General features: G+C 42.6%; 16 protein-coding genes. 5 read left to right on the forward strand and 11 right to left on the reverse strand.

From position 1 onward, the window contains the following. Nucleotides 1-26: 26 nt before the first annotated feature. Genes QVH07_RS15650 through QVH07_RS15660 form a run of 3 tightly spaced genes read right to left on the reverse strand, consistent with a single transcriptional unit; the run spans nt 27 to nt 3,512 of the window. Entirely contained in the window at nt 27-1,490 is a 1,464-nt protein-coding gene (locus QVH07_RS15650; protein ID WP_290002218.1) for a metallophosphoesterase family protein, read from the reverse strand. 4 nt (nt 1,491-1,494) lie between these two features. Continuing rightward, the gene (locus QVH07_RS15655; protein ID WP_290002221.1) at nt 1,495-2,025 is read right to left on the reverse strand and encodes a TIR domain-containing protein; all 531 of its coding nucleotides are present in this window, start codon (nt 2,023-2,025) and stop codon (nt 1,495-1,497) included. A gap of 17 nt (nt 2,026-2,042) precedes the next feature. After that, on the reverse strand, nt 2,043-3,512 hold the full coding sequence (locus QVH07_RS15660; RefSeq protein ID WP_290002224.1) for a Gfo/Idh/MocA family protein: 1,470 nt from the start codon (nt 3,510-3,512) through the stop codon (nt 2,043-2,045). A 584-nt stretch (nt 3,513-4,096) separates the two neighbouring features. On the opposite strand from QVH07_RS15660, the gene QVH07_RS15665 reads away from it, so the two are divergent. Together QVH07_RS15665 and QVH07_RS15670 are read left to right on the forward strand one after the other, a co-directional pair. After that, nucleotides 4,097-5,491, forward strand: a complete 1,395-nt coding sequence (locus tag QVH07_RS15665) for a vWA domain-containing protein (RefSeq protein ID WP_290002229.1) — start codon at nt 4,097-4,099, stop codon at nt 5,489-5,491. A 4-nt stretch (nt 5,492-5,495) separates the two neighbouring features. Beyond that, nucleotides 5,496-6,500, forward strand: a complete 1,005-nt coding sequence (locus QVH07_RS15670) for a hypothetical protein (protein ID WP_290002231.1) — start codon at nt 5,496-5,498, stop codon at nt 6,498-6,500. A gap of 112 nt (nt 6,501-6,612) precedes the next feature. Here QVH07_RS15670 and QVH07_RS15675 read toward each other — a convergent pair whose 3' ends face one another. The 7 genes from QVH07_RS15675 to QVH07_RS15705 form a co-directional block, all read right to left on the reverse strand. Next, entirely contained in the window at nt 6,613-9,297 is a 2,685-nt protein-coding gene (locus QVH07_RS15675) for a tetratricopeptide repeat protein (RefSeq protein WP_290002233.1), read from the reverse strand. 2 nt (nt 9,298-9,299) lie between these two features. Beyond that, entirely contained in the window at nt 9,300-9,965 is a 666-nt protein-coding gene (locus tag QVH07_RS15680) for a hypothetical protein (protein ID WP_290002236.1), read from the reverse strand. A gap of 193 nt (nt 9,966-10,158) precedes the next feature. Next, on the reverse strand, nt 10,159-11,643 hold the full coding sequence (locus tag QVH07_RS15685; protein ID WP_290002237.1) for a sodium:solute symporter family protein: 1,485 nt from the start codon (nt 11,641-11,643) through the stop codon (nt 10,159-10,161). Then, nucleotides 11,643-12,575: a dihydrodipicolinate synthase family protein gene (locus QVH07_RS15690; RefSeq protein ID WP_290002241.1), complete on the reverse strand. Its 933-nt coding sequence runs from the start codon at nt 12,573-12,575 to the stop codon at nt 11,643-11,645. Before QVH07_RS15690 ends, QVH07_RS15685 begins: the two co-directional genes overlap by 1 nt. Continuing rightward, complete coding sequence (locus tag QVH07_RS15695; RefSeq protein WP_290002244.1) at nt 12,572-13,573, reverse strand: sialidase family protein; 1,002 nt, start codon at nt 13,571-13,573, stop codon at nt 12,572-12,574. The genes QVH07_RS15690 and QVH07_RS15695 overlap by 4 nt, the downstream gene beginning before the upstream one ends. 34 nt (nt 13,574-13,607) lie before the next feature. After that, a complete protein-coding gene (locus QVH07_RS15700; RefSeq protein ID WP_290002247.1) occupies nt 13,608-14,795 on the reverse strand; it encodes an alpha/beta hydrolase family protein in 1,188 nt (395 codons plus the stop codon). A 12-nt stretch (nt 14,796-14,807) separates the two neighbouring features. Further along, a complete protein-coding gene (locus QVH07_RS15705; protein WP_290002248.1) occupies nt 14,808-16,238 on the reverse strand; it encodes a PhoPQ-activated pathogenicity-related family protein in 1,431 nt (476 codons plus the stop codon). Nucleotides 16,239-16,349: 111 nt separating this feature from the next. Here QVH07_RS15705 and QVH07_RS15710 point away from each other — a divergent pair, with 111 nt between their 5' ends. The 3 genes from QVH07_RS15710 to QVH07_RS15720 are packed head-to-tail and all read left to right on the forward strand — an operon-like array spanning nt 16,350 to nt 21,262. Then, a complete protein-coding gene (locus QVH07_RS15710; protein ID WP_290002249.1) occupies nt 16,350-18,449 on the forward strand; it encodes a glycoside hydrolase family 97 protein in 2,100 nt (699 codons plus the stop codon). 25 nt (nt 18,450-18,474) lie between these two features. Continuing rightward, nucleotides 18,475-19,563, forward strand: coding sequence for a sugar-transfer associated ATP-grasp domain-containing protein (locus QVH07_RS15715; RefSeq protein WP_290002253.1), 1,089 nt, complete (start codon nt 18,475-18,477; stop codon nt 19,561-19,563). 52 nt (nt 19,564-19,615) lie between these two features. After that, entirely contained in the window at nt 19,616-21,262 is a 1,647-nt protein-coding gene (locus tag QVH07_RS15720; RefSeq protein ID WP_290002372.1) for a sulfatase family protein, read from the forward strand. Nucleotides 21,263-21,466: 204 nt separating this feature from the next. On the opposite strand, the gene QVH07_RS15725 is transcribed toward QVH07_RS15720, so the two are convergent. Then, nucleotides 21,467-22,540 carry a serine hydrolase domain-containing protein gene (locus QVH07_RS15725; protein WP_290002256.1) on the reverse strand — a complete coding sequence of 358 codons (1,074 nt, stop codon included), beginning with the start codon at nt 22,538-22,540 and terminating at the stop codon, nt 21,467-21,469. Between the last annotated feature and the right edge of the window lies 1 nt (nt 22,541).

Below are 22,541 nucleotides of genomic sequence, written 5' to 3' on the forward strand. Positions count from 1 at the left end.
CTATAGCCAATATTATACCACGTTTTTTAATATTGATTTGGCATTCTTGCATATAAATGAGTTCTGAATATATGTCCATCTTCAAAAAACATCTTGCATTGAATTAGCATTGGTCCCCAATACGTTAATTTGGCAGTGAAATGCTTATTTTCTTGCCTTGTGACCTCAATTACTTTGAATCTTTTTCCCGCTGTATAAATTACCTTAGTAGGAATGTCTTTATCTAATTTTTTTTCACCGTATCTATGTTGAACAATCCAAATAATTGCTTCATATGCTTGATTGTTGACAAGCGAAGGTAACACTTTCAAAACAGGTAAATTTCCTCTAGATTCTTCGTATTGTTTAATTCGTAGTTTATCTTCTTCTTCGTCAGCTTCTTGAAAATTCCGAGCAGTATAATTGTTGGCAATTACAGGTGTGTTATTTTTTGCGAAAAAATGCCGATCATCAATTTTCATTAATTCCCAGTTCCATCTTGTAGGAATCATTAGATTATTATCTGTGTCATACATCCTTAAGCCTCTAGTTTCAATTCTAATTCTAGATTGCTCCCCTTTTGGATGCCATTTAACAGTAATTTTGTTGTAAGAATTAATACAATTTGGATTATTAGGTAATTCCTTACTACCGATTGAACCACCTGAAACAATCATCATTGGGATATCCTTATTATTTTTATATGCAGGAATAATGTCTTCTGTGAAAGTATGAGGGTCATGTTTATGTCCGTGAAGAACTATGTGGAAACCAAATTTTTTTAATTCAGTTAGTAATTTCTCAGAATTGTGAACTGCATCATATCCTCTTGCTGATTCAGCTAAAGCTGGAATTAGAACAGGATGATGATGAATCAAGGCGATTTTTATTGAGTTGTTTAAATCATTTGAATCAATAGATTCTAATTCTTTAATCAAATTTTCAATGTCACTAATTGAAATTCTACCTCTTTTCTCATCTTGAGTTCCTTTTTGTACATAAGTTGAAGAATTCAAGCATGCAATGATATAACCTTTGTCTTTTGAAAAGTTATGTACCATTTGACATTTGAATGGTTCCTCTCGTTTTATTGAAGTGTTATATATTCTATTATAGAACTCAATATACTGCTGAAACCTCAATCCAAGATCTTCTTCTTTGTAATTTACATCATGATTTCCGGGAACAACGAAAACATCTTTCATTGATAGATGTTTTAATGAATCCACTAAAAGTAGGTCTTTAATAAATTTTTCTGCTAAAGCGAATTCATTTACATTACCTGTATCTACGAAATCTCCTGTTAAGCAAATAATCGTCGGACAATTATGATCTATTTCATTAAGGTCGAGACTAAGTTTTTCAATTAAAGTTGGATAATCTTTTTCTAAAGGTACATCACCATCAGTTGAAGCAGGAATTTTAAATCTATGAGTATCTCCGAAATGTAAATCGGATAAATGAATAATATTTACTTGACGTGTAATATCGGGATGCTCTTCCTGTTTCATATTTTTAATTTAATCTTCTGTTAGGTAAATTTAAATAAGTGACCAAAGATTCAAAGCCTGAAGAATTCTGAAGATTCAATATTTGATTGTCATCAATATCATTACTAAAATCAAAATGTTTACTTATTCTAAGTCTATCATACGGTATATTTCTTTTTTTAAAATTCAATAGTGCTACTCTTTTTTCAGGACGTCTTATTAAAGACATTCTAATCATTCTTTCTTCTTCCGTAAAATTGAAGCTTCTTCTACCTTCCAGCTCATTAAAATTAGAAAACAAAATAAGACAATCGGAAGATTCAATACCGTATTTTACTTGTTCTCTCCAGTTTTGTCCAAATTCTATTTTTTCAGGTGCAAACCAAAACTCATCTTTAACTGATTTTAATAATTCACTATAAATTTGAATAACTATTCTTAAATCTTGATTATGATAAGCCAAAAAAATCATAAGTTTTTGTATTAATGTTGTATAACGTGTGCTATCAGTCATATTTATGACTGATAGCCATAAAATACAATGGCTATCAGTCATGATTGCTTTATTTTCTATCACCCCATTCCAAAACCATCTCGATACTCCCGAGTCACAAACTGATTGGCTTCTTCCAGGTTGGTGATGCGCATATTCTCTCCATCCCATAGAAGCTTCTTGCGGGCGAAAAATTCTTGACGTCCTTGCTCATTTTCTCTTCTAAGCATATAGCTTCGGATGGCTAGGTTACCCATCAGCACAGTTTCGGTCATCGGTCCGGCATAGTCGAAGGAAGAGGTTAATCCCTTATGCTCCTCAGATCCGAATCCTGCTTTACAGGCTTCCACCCATAGTCGCTGATGTCCATACTCTCTTTCGAAACCTTCCTCTGACTGAGGTCCATCTTCTCTGGTTCCATCATTCAGATATAGCCTTGGCATCAGGGGAGAAGAGTCATTGATATTAGTGGAGATGATTCCTTTTTCACCGATGAAAAGCACTCCATTTGCAGAGCCAGCACCTCCTATATCCTCATTTGCTGGGATGATATCCGGGTGAGAAGGACGAATGCCTCCATCGCTCCAGGTCATTTCTATTCTTGATTTGCTCTTAGCGGTTTCATCGAAATGCAAAGTGATAAATGAGGAAGCAGGACATCCCTCAGGATGATAGTCAGGAGTCCACATCTGACTGAAAACAGATCCCACGCTACACTCGGCATCGGTTGGGTATTTTAGTCCCAGGGTTCGGAAAGGAATATCGATCAGGTGACATCCCACATCTCCCAGGGCTCCTGTTCCATAATCCCACCAGCCTCTCCAGTTGAAGGGGTGAAGATTAGGCGTAAATGGTATTTCAGGCGCAGGCCCTAACCAAAGATCCCAGGCCAAATCGTCGGGCTTTGCTCCGGGCTCTGCAGCAGGAAATGCTCCTCCCTGTGGCCATACGGGTCTGTTGGTCCATACCTGAACCTTGCTTACAGCTCCGATTCTATCCTCATCTACCCACTTTTGCACTAGCTTCAGCAAAGGATTGGAACCACCCTGATTTCCCATTTGGGTTACCACTTTTTTCTCTCTGGCCAGCTCGGTAAGCATTCTGGCTTCTGAGATATTATGGGTCATGGGCTTTTGCACATAGACATGCACTCCACGGTCCATGGCGTACTTGGCTGCTGGTCCGTGCACATGATCCGGAGTGGAAATGGTCACCGCATCTATATCGGTTTCCTTATCCAGCATTTCCCGGAAGTCTGCATAGAGCTTGGCATCGGGAAATCTATCCACTGATCTTTTGGCGGAGCCTGAAAAATCCACATCACAAAGTGCAGCTACTCGCTCTCTGCCTCCCACGGAAGCCAGCTCAATATCTGAGGAGCCCTTGCCCCCGGCACCTATAGCGGCGAGTACGAGTTGATCAGATGGGGCGGTATAGCCCACACCCCCGAGCACATGGCGGGGAACGATAAAAACAGAGGAGGCCAAAGCGGCATTTTTGATAAAGTCTCTCCGGGACTGACCGGATGAGGGTTTATTAGGTTTTTGCATGGATTTATTGTTTTTCGGTTTTTAGCAATTCTAAAATAGCGAATTCTGTCCCTAGAAAAAGTATTTTAATGTAAAAGCGGTATGAGCTATAGATGAACACTTGGTTTTTAGTACGAAGGGCCAAAATATTTGGATCAAAGCAGCATGACCGAGCGAATATTTTGTGTGAAAAAAGAAAAAGTAAACCTGCCAGGAGGGAAGGGGAGATGCTTTAGATGGTAAAATGGAAAAGTGTGACAAAAGCCATCAGGGTTGATTTTACCCATAAATTGCCTGTGCTTTTACTAGGGATCAGGGCAAAAAGCGATAATTTTTTTGGGGACCAAAAGGCGAGTAGCTAAAGGTATCCAGCAGAATTCTAAAGTTTTGGACTTAAAAGAGAATTCACCATATCGAAGAGCTAAGCCTTTCATAATTAAGTTGTTAATACTATCTTTTTTGCTTTTCATACATGAAATCCAGCTGATAATTTTTATCTTAAAATATGCTTTGGGGTGATGCACCCGACCTAATCCCGCAGAAGGAAGAGATGAGATGATGAGGTCGGTATCTCTTGGTTTTTTGACAACACTAAAAGTGATGAAATGAAAAAGATACTTTTTATTCCAGTGTTCATTATTTTTCTCAGTCAGGTACTTGCTCAATCCTCCCCGGGCATATCTCCTATTTATTTTATTTACGACGCCAGTGGCTCCATGTGGGGTCAAATCGAGGGTAAAACCAAGATGGAAATTGCCTCTGAGGTTTTGTCTGAATCTGTAGAAAAGCTCCCGGAACAGCAGCAGTTGGGACTGGTGATTTACGGTCACAATCGGGAGGGGGATTGCCGGGATGTGGAGTTTATGGTCAATCCAGAGGGAGGAACAAAGGCTGAAGTGATTGAAGCGGTAAATTCGGTAAAGCCATTGGGAAAAACCCCTTTGGCCTATTCGGCAAATTTGGTGATAGATCAGCTTCGGGAGTCCAAGGCTAAAGCCACCATCATTTTGATTACCGATGGAATAGAGTCCTGTGATGGGAATATTTGTGAAGTTGTAACCGCTGCCCAAGAGGAAGGAATTGATTTTAAGCTTCACATTATTGGCTTTGGTCTGAAGGATGAAGAAACAGCTCAATTGAAATGTGCTGCCAAGGCTGCCAATGGAACATATAACAACGCAGAAGATGCAGTTGATTTAGGCGATTTATTGGCTCAGGTGACCAACAAAACCATTGATGATCCGGCAGAAAATTTTTCTGTCTACGCCGTCAAGAATGGAGTGCCCGTAGATGCTTGGGTTAAGGCCTATGATGTGGTAAGCAAGCGGGAGCCAATACTAGCGCGGACCTATCGGGACACTGCTTTTTTTTACTTACCTCCGAGCCGCTATAATTTTGAGGTAGTCCCTTTGGAAGGTAGCGATGTGGACAAAATTGGCCTTTCTGATATTCAGAGTTTTGAGGACAGTTTGAGCCATCAGACCATTTCTTTTGATGCAGGGCGACTGTCCATTACGGTCACCAACAATGGGCAGAATTGGGATTCTATCGTAAAGCTGATTAATCAGAATGGAGAGGTGATCGCTTCGGAAAGAACGTACTCCAGCCAAAAGGAAGTGGAGGTAAACCCGGGCAAGTACAAAATTTCGGTGCAGGCATTAAAAATTGAAGGGCTTGGGACCCTGAAGGAAGTTGAGGATGTGGAGATCCTTTCGGATCAAAGCACTCCCTTTGAGGTGGGTTTTGAGACCGGAACCTTTAAAGTTCTTACCTGGGTGAATGGGGAAATCATAGATACCATAGTCACTTTGGCGGAAGCCGAATCAGGTAAAAATGTAGGGGGAGAAAGAACCTATACCGATGGAGCTGATTTTATGCTGACTCCGGGAAAGTATAATGTAAAGGTGGTACCTCTAGGGGATCATAAGGAAAAAGCTGCTCAATCTTTTTCCATAGAGATAAAACCTGGAGAGGAAGTACTAAAAGAAATACAATTCTAAATCCATGCGAAAAGTCTTTAAGCCTGCGCCTATTCTGTTTTGCTTTTTATCCTTAGTGGTATTTTTCTTTGTAGGGATTTATTTGGCCGTTCTAACGGGAGCCGGAGATGGGCAAATGCTAGCTGCTGGAGCAATTGTCTTAATGTGGGGTGTGATTTCAGCTGGAATCGCCTTGGTACTTTCATTGTTTTTTGCATTTAATTTACCCCACAGAATCATAGTCAAAGCTAATTGGATCTTACTTGGATTACTTTTGGTCTTTTATGCCATCACTCATTATAGGTATTCGGTAAGGCAAGAGGAGCAGGAGCAAAGAAGAATAGAGGAAGAGAAAGAGCGGGAACGAAGGCAAACTAAACCGGCAGAACCGGTAGGGATGTGGAAAGATCAAGAACATCAGAATTACCTTTTGACCAGCCTTTCGAAATTTGCTCCAGAGGATAAAGACCAACTGGGTATTGGATTTTTTAAGCCTGACTTTTTTCAATTTCAAACGCTCTATTTTTATGGTGGAGTCAATCTTGAAAAGAGCAGGATGGATCATATGCCTCAAGACAGCCTGTGTTTTTCCCCAGCGGGGGAGCTGGCTCCGACTATTGAATACGCACCGCCATGGCTAGTTCCAGAGTATCTGAAAATGGATTACCAGGTTTTATTTTTCAAGGTTTTGGGTGTGGGATATGATTTCGTCAAAGTGGAAGTAAATAAGACGAATGGGCAAACAGCCTTTCTGGACAAGTCCCAAGGGGAATTTTTGAATTGGGCGGAGTTTTTACTCAGCATCCATAGCGTTGAATTTCTAGATCCAGAGACTGGAAATGTTCATCTTAAGCCACTTTCCTATGCCAGCACGGTGAATAAGAAGTTTGATTTCATGCAGCCGTTGCTTGTTGAGGAAGATTGGATGTTTGTAAGGTTACTTACAGATGGGATGGTCGAACAAGGGAAAGGCTGGATTCAATGGAAAAAAGACGGGGAGCTGATGATTTCCTATTCTATTTTTGGGTGATATTTATTGAATTTTGGGATCAAAACTCCGGCAAGGTTTTCTTTAAAAAAAGGAATTATCAGCGGTTTTGTGCCGCTATTTGATCCAGTTTCACTTGCTTTTCCCATAGCAGTCATTCCAAATCCACGCCGTTTTCCTGTAACACCTGAATTGCAGTATTTGCATACTCCAGCAACTCGGGATGTTTAGGAAATTTCTTTGCAATCTCTCTTACCTCTAATGCCAGTGAAATAGATTGTTCTGGTACTTTCTGTAAGTATAGTAAACTTAAATTAATCGCTGTATTGGCGACACGGGGCAAAAATGTAAGTGGATTCTCTAGGGCAAACTCTCTCCTAATATGCAAGGCTTCTTCATAGTTTTGTAATGCGGGTTCGAATTCATTTTTTTTGGCATGTAAAATGGCCAAATTGTTCAAAGTCCCAGCGAGATCGGGCAAATAGGTCCTGGGGTTCTCCTCAGCAAGTGGTCTTCTGATCCGCAAGGTTTCTTGGTAGTTTTCCAGGGCGGCCCCGAAGTCATTAGTATCAGCCTGTAAATTGGCCAAATTGTTCAAAGTCAAAGCGAGATAGGGCAAATAGGTTCTGGGGTTCTCTTCGGCAAGGGCTTTATAAATCCGCAAGGTTTCCTGGAAGTTTTCCAGGGCGGCCCCGAATTCTTTAGTATCAGCTTGTAAACTGGCCAAATTATTCAAAGTCCGGGCGAGATCGGGCAAATAGGTCTTGGGGTTCTCTTCGGCAAGGGCTTTATAAATCCGCAAGGTTTCCTGGAAGTTTTCCAGGGCGGCCCCGAATTCATTTTTATTTTTTTGTAAACTGGCCAAATTGTTCAAAGTCAATGCGAGATTGGGCAAATAGGTCCTGGGGTTCTCTTCGGCAAGAGCTCTTCTAATCCGCAAGGTTTCTTGGTAGTTTTCCAGGGCGGCCCCCAATTCATAAGTATCAGCTTGTAAAACGGCCAAATTATTCAAAGTCCGGGCGAGATGGGGCAAATAGGTCCTGGGGTTCTCCTCGGCAAGGGCTTTATAAATCCGCAAGGTTTCTTGGTAGTTTTCCAGGGCGGCCCCGAATTCATTAGTATCAGCTTGTAAAACGGCCAAATTGTTCAAAGTCGCAGCGAGATCGGGCAAATAGGTCCTGGGGTTCTCTTCGGAAAGAGCTCTTCTGATCTGCAAGGTTTCTTGGAAGTTTTCCAGGGCGGCCCCCAATTCATTTTTTTTGGCATGTAAACTGGCCAAATTGTGCAAAGTCAATGCAAGATCGGGCAAAAAGGTCTTGGGGTTCTCTTCAGCAAGAGTTCTATAAATCCGCAAGGCTTCCTGGTAGTTTTCCAGGGCGGCCCCGAATTCATTAGTATCAGCCCGTAAATTGGCCAAATTGTTCAAAGTCCCAGCGACATCTGGCAAATAGGACCGGGGGTTCTCTCGGGAGAGTGCTCTTCTGATCCGCAAGGCTTCCTGGAAGTTTTTCTGGGCGGCCCCCAATTCATTAGTATCAGCTTGTAAATTGGCCAAATTGTTCAAAGTCTGGGCGAAATCGGGCAAAAAGGTCTTGGGGTTCTCTTCAGCAAGAGCTCTATAAATCCGCAAGGTTTCCTGGAAGTTTTCTAGGGCGGCCCCGAATTCATTAGTATCAGCCTGTAAGAGGGCCAAATTGTTCAAAGTCCCAGCGACATCTGGCAAATAGGACCGGGGGTTCTCTCGGGCAAGTGCTCTTCTGATCCGCAAGGCTTCCTGGAAGTTTTTCTGGGCGGCCCCGAATTCATTAGTATCAGCCTGTAAGAGGGCCAAATTGTTCAAAGTCTGGGCGAAATCGGGCAAAAAGGCCTTGGGGTTCTCTTGGGCAAGGGCTTTTCTGATCCGCAAGGCTTCCTGGTAGTTTTCCAGGGCGGCCCCGAATTCATTTTTATTTTTTTGTAAACTGGCCAAATTGTTCAAAGTCAATGCGAGATTGGGCAAAAAGGCCTTGGGGTTCTCTTGGGCAAGGGCTTTATAAATCCGCAAGGCTTCCTGGTAGTTTTCCAGGGCGGCCCCGAATTGATTAGTATTAGCTTGTAAAAGGGCCAAATTGTTCAAAGTCCCAGCGAGATAGGTCAAATAGGTCCTGGGGTTCTCTTCGGCAAGGGTTCTATAAATCCGCAAGGTTTCTTCGTATAGGGTTTGGGCATTTGCAAATTGATTGTGATTTTGTAGAAATAAGGCGTATTCGAATAGAATTTCAGGGCTGTGGCTTGCATCTAGGGCTTTTTCGTAATATTCACAGGTTTTCTCGAACCAATCGGGTTCACTGTAGAAGGTTTTCCAGAGCTGAGCTTTTATCAAAAATTCGTTTGCCTTGCTTTCTAACGTATCATTTATTTCGGTTAATTCATTTTCCTTCTTGCTTCTTGCTTGCTTTAGTTCTTCGACTTCGCTGCTGATTTCTTCGGCTTTCAATATCGCATCAGCTTCCCGAAATTCACCTTTGTCAAAACGTGCCTTTGCGATTCTTAGGCGTTCTGTGTCGACTTCTATTCTGGTAAAAGTTTCATATAGACGAAGTACATCTGATTTAAAATCCTCTATCTTTTTTTCCTGATCTTCTATTTCGGAATCAATTTTCAATAAGTCAATTTTAAACTCCTGATCATCGGGATATTTCGCGATCCGTTCCTGCAATTTGACCTTCCTTGATTTGAGGTTCTTCAGATGGGCTTCAAGTTCCTTGTAGTCGGTTGCTTTGCTGTAAATGTTGACGATCTTGTCGCCGGCTATATTATCTCCTCTTCCAGAATGCGTTTGGTGAGTTTCCTTAGCCATGGCTATTTCCCAGTTTTCTTATCACCTCCGACATTATCACCGGTTCCGCTGTGGGTTTGATTGATTGAATTGTCAGTGATCGTACTGTTATTCATTCCCTGATAGGTTTTGTTCCTGTTCCCGGTAATATGTGCTGAGTTGGCATTTTGACTATCGGGGGTGTCTCCCCGCACTAATTCTTTAAAATCGCTGGTTGCAAGTCGATCGAGTTCTTTGTTGAACTGGTTCCAGAGGTTGTCAAAATCTTTGAAAGAGGGATAGAAATACCCTCCATCTGCAAGGAGTTTTTTGAAATCTTCCAGCGATTGTAGGTCTTTGAGGTTGTTACCTGTATAAGGTGGGTCAGCTTTGAAATAGACAAAGAGAAAAGGTTTGTTTGTGCTTTTAAAAGTACGTTTTGCATTTTCAAACTCCGAGAAAGTGTACTCCCCAACTTTGGTGTAGGCAAGCACTACCACGATGTCGGCATCTCTTACAAACTTATTGTACTCGTCTTGCGAATGTGTCCGGGACATTTTTGTAGACATGTTTTCCCAAATATCCAAGTATAGAAATATCTGTTTTTGCTCAAACAATTCCTGGCATTTGCGATAGATATGGATTTCAAACTGTTCACGCTCTTCTTTCAATTCGTTTGAAGAGGCCAAAAAAATTCTTAATTTTTTCATGACTGAGAGATTTTTGGAGTCAAAAGTGTCTGGTATTTTTTGGGCGAGTTAAAAGAAACTTCCCCAAGTAATTCTATTTATATATCCATTTGAAATTCATAGAATAAGGTAGCGATTTGAATGGGCTATGGCAAACATTTAACCTGTCGTTTTTAGTTTATTTACTTAAAAATCAGTGACATAGAGAAAGGTTTTAGCTATTTCTCTGATACCATCGCAAACTCATCAACACAAAACCCACCACAAAAATGGTCAGCGTACCCATGACAATGGTCATATTAGAATGAAGAGGCTGACTCCAAGGGCTTGTGCTTCCTGCCAAGCTTAGAAGAGCAGGCAAACTCATCCAGGAGATAACAAGAACTCCCGCCAAAACAGCGATTGCTGCTTCATTGCTTCTGGTGCTTCGGACAATAATACCTAGCAGGAATAAGCCGAGAATCCCTCCACTAAAAATAGAAGCCAAAGCCCACCAGGCATCCAAGGCACTATTTACTCCATTGAAAGCCAAACCTACAAGAATTGCCAAAAGTCCCATGGCCAAGGAGGAAAGCCGGAGTACTTTGAGATCATTTTTGCTGGAAAGGCTGGGCTTCAAATACTTTTTGACATGATCGGAGAGAATTATCGTCGCCGAGCTATTGATACTGGTGGAGAGCGTGCTCATACCGGCAGCAAAAAGGGAGGCAATCAATAAACCAGTTAAGCCAATGGGCAACTCCGTTACGATGAAGTGAGGAAAGACGCTATCCGCCTGAATTCCTTCAGGTAAAAGTTGTGGCTGAGTCTGATAATAAGCAAACAGAGCGGTCCCAATAAAAAAGAAAAGGGCAGAAACCGGAATATAAAGCAGACTTCCCAGCCAGGTGGATCGCCTGGCATCTTGATCACTTTTAGCAGTGATGTATCGCTGTACGTAGCTCTGATCGATCCCAAAGTTTTGAAGATTGATGAAAAGGCCATAGACCAAAATCATCCAAAATGTGGAGCTCCCAAAATCCCAGTCATAGCTTCCCAGACTGAATTTCTCATTGGCATCTGCTATTTCAAAGAGTTGAGAGGAACCTCCTGGTATTTCCCAGAAAATCATTCCGAGACAAATGATCGCTCCTCCAATTAAAATCAAGCCTTGGATTGCATCTGTCCAAACCACGGCTTCGATCCCTCCCAGCATGGCATAGATGACTACGATCAGTCCAGTCATAGCGATCACCCAGGCGATACTCCAGCCAAAGAGGAAGTGCATGGGTAAGGCAAGCAGGTATAGAATAGCTCCCATGCGGGCGAGCTGGGTGAGTAAATAGCAAGTGGAGGCATAAACTCTCGCCCATGGTCCAAAGCGTTCTTCCAAATAGAAATATGCCGAATCACTAGAAATGCTCCGATAGTGTGGGACGAAGTATCGAACTGCAATCCAAGCTGCCAGAGGAATAGAAAGGCTAAAAACAAAGCCATTCCAATTGCTTAGATAAGCATTGCCCGGTAAGGCCAAAAAGCTGATACTACTCACGAAGGTTGCGAAAATTGACATGCCTATGGCCCAGGCAGGAAGCCTTCCACCTCCGGTGGTAAAGTCTTTAGCGGTTCGCTTTCGAAAGGAAAATGAGACACCAAAACCTAAAATCAGCAGTAGGTAAAGAATAAAAACCAGGGTATCCCAAACCGGCAGCTCAGCCATTATTCCTCCAAGAATTTGTGGATTTTGGACTTGATTCTTTCAAACTTCTTAGGGAATGTCTGTCTTTCCTCTTCGGTAAAGCTCCTTTGGGGAGGGGATAAAATTCCACCAGACAAATGCGAAAGTTTTATGCATTCTTTCAGCCCTTTGAGATAGGAGGAGGGATGGGATACGTGATGGTATAGCTCTTGGCTGATTTCCCAGATGAGGTTTTGGTATTCCTGAGCTTCTTCTTTCTTGCCTTGGATGAAGCTTTCATAGCATTTGACATAGACTTCAGGAAAGGCATTGGCCCCACCACTCACTCCACCTGAAAAGCCGTGCTGAAGTGCCTCAAACAATCGCTCTTCCGGCCCTATCAACAGGATAAAGTCTGTATGAGGTCTGAATGTCTCGCTTAATTGGGAAAGATATTCTTTGCTGTCTGTACTGTCTTTGACTCCTAGGATATTGGGATGGGAAGATAATCTCTGCACTGTCTCAATTTCCAAGGTGGTTTTGGCATGGGAAGGAATATTGTAAAGCAAAAGCGGTAACTCCGTTCGATTGGCTAGGTCCCGATAATACATTTCCAGATCCTCCTGACTGATATTCATGTAAAAAGGCGGGGCAGCTACCACAGCGTCTGCACCATAATTTTTGGCCATTTCAGCTAGCTCAAGGCTATTTCCCATCGAGCAATCAGTAATCCCCACCAACACAGGAACTCTATGATTCACGAGTTTACAGGTTTCCCGGATCATCTGAATCTTGATCTTTTGTTGCAGTGAAGGTGATTCTCCGGTTGTTCCTAAAATGAAGACACCATGCACTCCCGCATCAATCACATGGTTCAGTATTTTTTCCAGAGAAAAACTGTCCAGGGTAAAATCCGGCAAAAGTGGAGTGACCAGTGGGGGAATTATCCCGGTAAAAGTGAGTTTTTGATTCATAGGCTGAGGTGTACGTACTTGATTTTTTTCCGCTGATAGGTATAGGTCAGATGGATGCTTCCATCTTTGGCTTGTATAATGGCTGGATAGCTAAACTCACCGGACTTTTCATCCTCCAATACTAAAATCTCCTCCCAATTGAGACCATCAGCTGATCCCAAGAGGCTTAGCTTATTCCTACCCTTGGGAATTAAATTACAGACCAAAAGGTGGTAGCCATCTTCTAAGGTCACTGCATCAATTCCAGAACCATTATGCACCAATCCGGTAGAACTTAATTCAGTCCAGGTTTTACCATTGTCTTCTGAAAAAGCCGTTGCAATAACACCTTCCTGAGTTCTGGTGAGAATCTGTAGTTTTTCATTCCCATGAAAAAGTACAGTTGGTTGAATAGCCTGAAAAGGACCGGGAACTTCCACCTTTGTCCAGTTTTCAAGATCAGCATTTGTGAATTCCATATGGCTTGTCCAAACTCCATTAGTTTCAAAACTGGAGGGATGCATCAAGTTTCCATCCGAGAGCTTTACGCTTTTATTTTTTACCGGGCCTAAAAATCCCGGAGGGGTTTGAATACCCTTTGACCAGGACTTTCCTCCATCGTTTGACTTTTTATAGAGTCCCCACCATTCTCGAGGATTTGGCCCTTCTTTGTAGAAAAGCAGGATTTCTCCATCTGATTTTTGATATAGGACAGGATTCCAGGTTGGATTTCTGAAGACCTCATTTTCAATTCCATCGGCTACCAAAGTAGGGGTGGACCATCCTTTTTGATCTCTCACAGAGGTATAAATACTGACATCCGGGTGACGCTCATAGGTGCCACCAAACCAAGCCGCTAAAATCCCATCCTCCGTTTCGATCAAGGTTGAGGCATGGCAGGAAGGAAATGGAGCCGAATCATAGATAAATTCCTCAACCAATACTTTTGGGGAGATTTGCTGTGAAAAAACCATCTGGTAAAAAAAAGTAAGACCAATCCATAAAATACTTCGCTTCATTTTCAATGCTGTTTAGTTAATGGGTTTTAGAGAATTAAAAACCCTTCTCGACAAAATCCAGAAAAATACTCCAGTCCTCCCAAGTCAAGCCATGCTCACCTTCCCGGATATGGTAGCCCAAAGTTTTTGACGATACCGGGCCGTTCAGTTCTTCCCAGGTGGTTTTAAAAGGACTCTTCTGACCATAAATTCTAGAAAAGACCTCACTTCCGATCTGTAGACTAAGATATTCACCTTTTGGATCAGCCCATTCATCAGCTTTTGCACTCGCATAATAAACCGCTCTCGGAGCAATTAATGTTGGAAGCATATGCTGATCCAGAGGAAGTGATTCTTCAGCACCATTATACTTTCTGAAATTCTCTGCGAACCAATGTGTGAATCGATTATTGATAATCTCTACTGTTTCCCCAAACTTCCTTTTTGACAAAGCGGCCCCTCCACAGCCAGACTCATTGGCATACGTGATTGCCCAACGAGGGTCATTGGCAGAAGCCCAGAGAGCAGCCTTCCCTGATCTGGAATGCCCAACCAAAACGGATTTTTCAGCATTAATTCCTTCATGCTGCTCAAAGTAATCCATGGCTCTTATGGCTCCCCATCCCCAGGCTCCCAAAGCTTTCAGTCCATCACTTTGTTCCATTTGCTCTGGATAAAGGTTGTTCAAAATCCCATTCACATACCTTGTCGTATCATCGGGAGCTACCACTTCTGCATGAAAAGAAGCTGTCGCAAAACCCCTTTCGATCAACTCAGCTACCGGCCAGTATCCTTCTTCAGCAAGTGAGCCATCTTCAGCAGCAGGTCTATGATTTATCAATAAAATGATAGGGAAGGGACCCTTGGCCTCCTTGGGTAAAAAGACATTTAGTCGCATCACATGGGAGCCTTCTCCACGCTGGATTTTGATATCTACTTCTTCAAGCTTGGCAATGGAATTAAATTCATGATCATCTCTTTCATTCACTTCGAAGCTGACTTTATCAAAGTCTTTTGGAATTTGACCGTAAACTTCAGATTCAAAAAGGTTGAAAATTTCCGGTCTTCTGAGATTTTCCCAATCCTTCTTTGAATCGATGACTTCACCCTTTTCGCTTATGAAAATGGAAGGAAGATGAAGGCGAGGAACCTTGCTTTCATCATAATTGACTTGAGATAGTGCCATCTTTGATGTGAGTAAAATGGGTAAAAAAAGAGTTAGGATTATGAACCGGGTTTTCATGATTTCTAAGATTTAGTTTGCCTCAGCTGCCACTTTTGAAGGCTCGAAAGGCTCAAATGGATAAGCTGTGGGTAGAATTTCTATCCCGGAAGTAACTTTAAGCGGAGTTTTGCCAGCGAAAGTCAATTCCACAAAATATCCTCGAAAACCCTCCTCGGGTTCTTCCATTATAACTTTCAGCTCTCCTTCAGCTGGCATGGAAATTTCTTCAGCAACCCAGTTGGGACCGAACTCATCCACCCGAAAGTCTCTGGAAAGCGGATTGTAAGCCGACCATAGTTTCACCGAGATAGGCAATTGCTCTGGATTTACTTTGACAAGAATTTCATTACCCTCAATTTCCCAGGAATATTCTGGTCGCTTTTCATTTTCTAATACTGAATTGTAAAATGAAATCAGATTTGGAAGCGCATCTGACTCACTGAGATCATGTCCGAAATTTGGGACGTACTGAACGTGCTTTTCTCCCTTGAGATCATTCCAATAAAACTCCCAGCTATCGGGCTGAAAAAACTGATCTCCTGCTGCATTGATTAGAAGTTTGGGCAGGTCTAACTCATCGATAAAAGAGTAGGGTTCCGTAATCTCCAGTAAGCGATCAAACTCCTTAGTTCCTATCCAATCCATGATTCCTTCCTGTACATAATTATCTACCGCAGGTGCCCAGAATCCATAATTACGCCAGTGGTGCATAAAGGAAGGCTCCAGATTCAGCATATCGATCACAACTGGTGCGATAGCAACCACCCGATCATCGGTGGCAGCTGTGGTCCAGGTAGTCCAGCCCCGCTTTGAGGCTCCTGCCACAAAAAAGTTATTTAAATCCTTCTGGTAATTTTCTTTGACCACTTCTTGAATGGCATCCATGGCTAGTTTGGCGGCTTTAGTCATGGGGAATCGGGCTAGCCAGATCGCATCTTCATCTTTGGCTCCGCCTACCAAAAACTTCCTCCAGCCATAGGCAATGATGGCATCCTCATAGCGCTCGCCTTCCGGATCCCCTGCAAATGTCAAAGGTTGAAAAGGTACATTGTGGATTTGAGCGACGATGGAATTGGTCTGAGAGGCTGCTGCTTTTAGCAGGGCATCAGGCTCCTGAGGCATCTCAGTTTCCCGGCTTCCTCCTCCGATCCAGAGCATTCCGGTTTGATGTGGGCTATCCTTTGGCACCAAAACAGAAACCCAGTGCCACCATCGGGTTTCATCCACTTCGGCATCACTTAGCCAACGCTGTGAGTACATTTTCAGGACATGAAAATCCATCTCTTCCCCGGGGACTGTATGTACGATTTCATAAGAAAAGTCGGGAGACTCTGATTGGACATAAGCTTCCAAGAGGTCCTGCTGAGGTATAGGTTCCTGTGCTACATTTTCTTCAGGGCCTTGACAGGCAAAGCCGGCGATGGCAAGAATTAGGGCAAAGAAATAAGATTTGAATTGCATTTTTCTGGCTCTGGGTTTATGGTGATTAATCGGTAAAAACAGATAATTTTAGCTTCGGGCCTAGAGTTACTGGCGTCCATGCCTGATTTGAATTTAAAAAAAATGACAAGGATGAAATTGAAATACAGCTATTTAATCATTTTTCTTTTTGCATTTGTGCCACTTTTCGGCCAGCAGCTTCAGTCGCCCAATGGAGAAATGGTCATGGATTTCTCACTGGATGCTTCCGGAAAACCTACGTACCAACTCAATTTTAATGACCGCCCGATCATCCTTCCAAGTACCCTTGGCCTCGATCTGAAAAATGAGGAAACCGACCTGATGGATGGTTTTGAAATTAGCAGTACGGAAACCAGCAGTTTTGACGAAATATGGGAGCCGGTTTGGGGGGAGGAAGATGAGATTCGTAATCATTATAATGAGCTCGAGGTTGAGCTGACGCAAAGTTCCACAGGTAGAATCATGATCATAAGATTCCGGGCTTTCGATGAAGGATTAGGCTTTCGATATGAGTTTCCCCTACAAGAGAATATGGGCCATTTCGTAATCGCAGAAGAACTCAGCCAATTTGCAATGGCAGGTGATCACACGGCCTTCTGGGTTCCTGGAGATTATGATACGCAGGAGTATGATTTTACCACTTCCAGGCTAAGTGAAATTCGCGGGCTTATGCAGGAAGCTATCACTCCAAATGCTTCACAAACCCCTTTTTCTGAAACGGGTGTGCAGACTGCTTTGATGATGAAAACCAGGGACGGTTTGTATATCAACCTTCATGAAGCAGCCTTGATTAATTTCCCCGCCATGCACCTTGAGTTGGATGATGAAAACATGATTTTCACTTCCCTTCTCACTCCGGATGCCCAGGGGGATAAAGGGTATCTTTATACGCCAAGTACTACCCCTTGGAGGACAATCATCGCTGGTGAGGATGCCGGGGTAATTTTGGCTTCCCGAATGACATATAACCTGAATGAACCTTCAAAAATCGAAGATACCTCCTGGATTAAGCCTATGAAATATGTTGGTGTTTGGTGGGAAATGATTACCGGACAAAGCTCCTGGTCTTATACCAATGATTTTAAGGCCATCAAGCTTGGAATGACCGATTATAGCAAAGCCACTCCAAATGGTACCCATGGAGCCACCACTGATAATGTGAAGAAGTATATTGATTTCGCAGCAGAACATGGCTTTGACGGAGTCCTGGTAGAAGGCTGGAATGTGGGCTGGGAGGACTGGTTTGGAAATTCCAAGGATTACGTTTTCGATTTTGTTACCCCATATCCTGATTTTGACCTGAAAGGTGTTTCGGCTTATGCCAAAGAAAAAGGTGTACAAATGATTATGCATCACGAGACTTCCTCATCGACCCGGAATTATGAGCGACATATGGATGAAGCTTATGCTCTGATGAATGAGTTTGGCTATCCGGCAGTGAAGAGTGGATACGTGGGAGATATGCTTCCGAGAGGAGAACATCACTATAGCCAGTGGATGGTGAATCACTACCAATATGCCTTTGAAAAGGCTGCGGAATACGAGATCATGGTTAATGCTCATGAGGCCGTTCGACCAACTGGGGTGGCCAGAACATGGCCGAATTTAATTGCAAATGAGTCTGCAAGAGGTACCGAGTATCAAGCCTTTGGAGGGAACAAAGCTAATCACGTGACTATACTACCATTTACCCGGCAAATCGGTGGGCCGATGGATTACACTCCTGGTGTTTTTGAAATGGATGTTTACAACGGTTCACACGTGAATAGCACCATCGCAAATCAGCTTGGGCTATATGTGACCCTTTATTCCCCACTCCAAATGGCTGCTGATTACCCGGAAAATTATAATCGTTTCTCAGATGCGTTTCAGTTCATCAAGGATGTGGCTCTGGATTGGGAAAAGAGCGTTTACCTGGAAGCGGAACCGGGACAGTATGTAACTATCGCCCGCAAGGCGAAAGAAACAGGGGAGTGGTTCATTGGAAATTCTAATGGTCTAATGTCCAGAACCGGTGAAGTAAGTTTTGATTTTTTGGAAGGAGGTAAATCCTATATTGCTCAAATCTATGCGGATAGATCCGATGCTCACTTCAAGGACAATCCTCAGGCATACACTATTACAGAAATAGAAGTAAGCAATGAGTACGTCCTCAGACAGTTTTCAGCTCCGGGAGGAGGATATGCGATTCGAATTATTGAGAATCGTTAAATTACCAATCAGTCTTAGCTAATTTATGGGTTCAATTTTTTCAAGTTTTAAATCTCAGGTCAAAAAGTTTTCTGAAGACCGGTATTATCAAAAGAAAGGTTTGGAGCACCTGGCTGTGGCTGAAAAAGCCATATTCTCCATATTAAAAACTCTTCCCAGACACCGCTTATCTACCCAAACTGAAAGATTAATCGAGAGCTATGCAAAAGAAAAGCTAGGCTCCATAAAACAAGCACCTTATTTAAAAGCTTATGCTGTTTTTCAGGGAGAATTTAAGGAGGGTTGGATTCCGGATAATTATTTTGAGCGGTATGTGTTACCAAGAACTAATGGATTTCATAGGACAATAAGTGATCTAAGGCAGCTAGCAAAACGGATTTTGAGGAGCGACGAAATGCCTGATTTAGGCTATTTTGTAAGAGGTTCATGGACTACGGTGGAAGGGATTCCGATGGCAAAAAATCAGATTAAAGATTACTTTTTTTCAAGTGCAACCGAAGTAATAGTGAAATTAAATGGGTCTATGAGGGGCGTTGGATTTTTCCGCTTGAATGCTGAGGAATTTAGTAAACTCAGGGAGCATGAATTGACAGACTTTGTGGTTCAATTACCGATTAGACAACATGCTTGGTTTAGTCGATTTACAATGGAGAGTGTAGCCACACTCCGAATTACAACAGTGAAACCTTATGGAAAACCAGCAAAAAAAATGGCGGCTTTCATGAGGTTTGGAAGGGACGGTGTAGATAGAATTACCGCTACCTCACGGCTGGTTGTGGGAGTAACTGCAGAAGGTTATTTGGTAAAATACTCTATAGATAGTAATTGGGAGCTTTTAACTGAACATCCTGATTCCGGAATATTATGGGAAAGTAACCAGATTCCGGATTTTGATCGAATGGTCAAACGATGTGAAGAGTTACACGATCAGGAGGGGACCATGGAAATTCTTGCCTGGGACTTAATACTGGATGAGGAAAATAAAATTCAAATAATGGAATGGAACACGGGTTATCCGGGTATTGTCCATTCCGAGATGACTACAGGACCTAATTTTCTTGAGACGGATTGGTCCGACTTATGGAAAAATCAGAAACGAATAAGACATGAATAGAATCTTCAATTATAAATCCGTTTTAGGTCTGGGAGCTTTATCCCTATTCTTTATGGCTTGTACACCTCTTCAGGAAGCACAGAATCAGGAGAGACCCAATATCATCTTCATCATGTCGGATGATCATGCCTATCAGGCCATTTCAGCTTATGATGATAAGCTCATAGAAACTCCGAATATTGATCGAATCGCCGAGATGGGTATGCTTTTTACCAATGCTTCGGTGACAAACTCCATTTGTGCACCCTCCAGGGCCACAATTCTCACAGGAATGCATTCCCATTTGAATGGGAAAATTGATAATCACTTCCCGTTCGATACAACCAACGTGACTTTCCCTCAGCTTTTTCAGGATGCGGGTTATCAGACAGCCATGTTTGGAAAGCTGCACTTTGGGAACAATCCAAAAGGATTTGATGAGTTCAAAATTTTGCCCGGTCAGGGCTCTTATTATAATCCCGACTTTATCACGAAAAATGAAGGGGAGATTCAAGTGGAAGGTTATGTAACCGATATCATTACGGACATGACTCTGAACTGGTTAGAGAATGACCGGGTGGAAGAGGATCCCTTTTTGCTTTTCTACTTACATAAAGCTCCCCATCGTGCCTGGCTTATGGCTGAGCGGCATTTGGAGGAATTCACCCACAAATCTTTTCCTGAGCCAGAAACGCTTTTTGACGATTACTCGGGAAGAACTTCCGCAGCAGCAGAAGCTGAAATGAATATCAATGAGCACATGAGTTGGGCTGGAGATCATAAAATTTCCCCAGCCGTAATGGAGGAGCTTGGTCTACCGACTATAGGATATGACCAACCTAGATATGAGAGAATCTGGAACAGATTTACACCTGAGCAGCGGGCCAATTATGATAGTGCTTATTCTGAGGTGGAAAAGGAGCTAATTGGGACGTATCCGCATATGACTGAGGAGCAGATTGCAAGCTGGAAGTATCAAAGATACATGCAGGACTATTTGGGTACAATCAAGGCGGTAGATGAAAATGTGGGTCGCCTTTTGGACTACCTTGAAGAAAATGATATGATGGAAAATACCATCATTGTGTATACCTCAGATCAGGGTTTTTATCTTGGAGAACATGGTTGGTATGACAAGCGATTTGTGTATGATGAATCCTTCAAGACTCCTCTTTTAGTGGCCTGGCCTGGGAAAACTCAGCCCGGAACCACCTCAGATGCATTGGTGCAAAACCTTGATTTTGCGCAGACATTTCTGGATGCGGCAGGAATTCCACAGCCAGAAAATATGCAAGGAGAAAGCATGGTGCCACTGCTAACCGGCAATGAAGAAGCCTGGGACAGGGAAGAGGTCTATTACCATTACTACGAGTATCCTGCAGAACATATGGTAAACAGGCACTATGCCATTATCACGAAGGAGTATAAATTGATTCACTACTATTTTGTAGAGGATGAATGGGAGCTTATCGATCGAATCAATGATCCCTTAGAGCTAAAAAATGTCTACGATGATCCTGCATATGCAGAGGTTCGGGCCGACCTTCATAAGCGACTAGATGCCTTGAGGGAAAAATATAAGGATAGTCCGGAATTGAGCCAACGGTATATCGAAACCTTCCTGGAAGATGCTGAGGAAGGAAAAGTCTGGGGTATGACTCCTGAAAGAGTTCAAAGGATTAAGGATAGAAGAAAGGAGATTGAGGAGGCTTTAGATTAAAAAATCGTTCCATTAATAATCCTCTGATTATTAGAAGCGATTGATTTCTGCGGGAAGGTGGTCACGGCAGCGGGCCAATGGATGGCCAAGCGGGAGGAAGCTTTGCCGGGACTTGATCTTTTGGTGCTTTTGCATCAAGGCAAAAGCACGAAAAAAGCAAGAGATAAATTTTGCATCCCATTTGGTTTGATAATTGGATACTTCCTAGAACTCACGCAAAATCTTGGAAAAAACAGGAGCAATTCCGGATCCTTTCCAAATAGAAGAATAATTAGCCGACATGTAAAGGTCCAGTTGTGGCATGTAAACAACCTGGGTGCCCCAAAATCCAGTATGGGTATAAGCCAGCATGTCATTGATCTGGATCCTATACATACCCATTTGGTAATCCATCCCTGCCCGCGAAGAATAAGTCACAGGCTCAAGCATGATTTCTAGGGTTTCGGGCTTTTCGAAGATTTGATCTGTAAAAAGAGCTTCGAAAAATAAGACGAGTTCTTCCGTGGTAGAAAGTAAACCACCTCCTCCGTAGTAATCTATGGTTGGGCTGAAGCCGTAAGTGTCTATTCCTTGAAAATATTGATGAATTCTCAATTCATCAGTTTTGGGGTCTTTCCTTTCAAAATCTGTCCTTTCCAGGCCAAAGGATTCCAGTTTAAGTAGTTCCTTAATACCACCATCTAAATCTTTCCCGGTATATCTTTCGATGATCTCACCGAGAATAAGATATCCGGTATCAGAATATCTGAATTGCTCACCGGGAGGACCGATTGGCTCTCCCTGATCCACGCACAGCTGAAATTGCTCCGTTCTTGTCCATTCGTAATCTGGGTTTTCCAAAACTCTTGGGAAAAAGTCTGGAGCATTGGTATGGTCAAAAAAACCAGCCGAATGCCTTAATGTCTGTCGAATAGTAATTTTATCCACCTCATAGTCTTGTGATAAAATTGCCTGGTGCTCTTCGCTGATATGGGGAGAAATGGGATCGTCAAGATTCAAAATTCCTTTTTCCATTAGCCTGAGAATTGCGGCAGCCACATAAGTTTTGGTTACGCTGGCCATACGAAATGTATTCTCTGGCATTAGTTCGGAACCTTCTTCAATAGAGGTGACTCCTGCAGCGCCAGACCACTGTGTTTTTCCATCTCCGGATTTAATTGAGAATAGAATTCCGGGCATTTCATCAGACAGCTCATCTTGAAGTATTTTTTGGTAGTTCTGAGCAAAGCCGGCCTGCACAGAAATTAATAGGGCAACTAGTAGGAGTTTAGCTTTCATA

Origin of the sequence: Algoriphagus sediminis, assembly GCF_030403435.1 — a bacterium.
Classification (GTDB): Bacteria; Bacteroidota; Bacteroidia; order Cytophagales; family Cyclobacteriaceae; genus Algoriphagus; species Algoriphagus sediminis.